The sequence below is a fragment of the Mesorhizobium abyssinicae genome, assembly GCF_049887195.1.
Taxonomy (GTDB): Bacteria; Pseudomonadota; Alphaproteobacteria; order Rhizobiales; family Rhizobiaceae; genus Mesorhizobium; species Mesorhizobium abyssinicae.
The window spans coordinates 1-329 of the sequence record NZ_JARAKC010000143.1 but is presented as its reverse complement, the minus strand read 5'-3'; the positions used below and the strand labels follow the sequence as shown (position 1 = coordinate 329).

The following is a 329-nucleotide window of genomic DNA, read 5'->3' as shown; positions in this document are numbered from 1 at the left end:
GAAGTGCTGGCTCGAAGCCTGAGTTCGGCCTTGCGGAGATGTCCTCACCCATCGTGAAACTGGTGGCCCAGCGCGTTGCGCTGGGCATCCTCCTCTTGTTGGCCGTTTCGGTCCTGATCTTCGCCGGCACCCAGATCCTGCCCGGCGACGTCGCGCAAGCCATTCTCGGACAATCGGCGACGCCGGAGTCGCTCGCCAATCTGCGCGAGCAGCTCGGGCTGAACCAGCCTGCCTATCTCCGCTACTTCCACTGGCTGGGCGGCGTGCTCACCGGCGATCTCGGCACCGCCATGTCGAGCGGGCAGGACATTGCGACATCGATCAAGGAC

Annotated in this window: 1 pseudogene; it reads left to right on the top strand. The window is 64.7% G+C overall.

Annotated elements, in window-relative coordinates:
- Positions 1-38 precede the first annotated feature (38 nt).
- Positions 39-329, top strand: a pseudogene (locus PU724_RS34010) (ABC transporter permease); the annotation flags it as partial.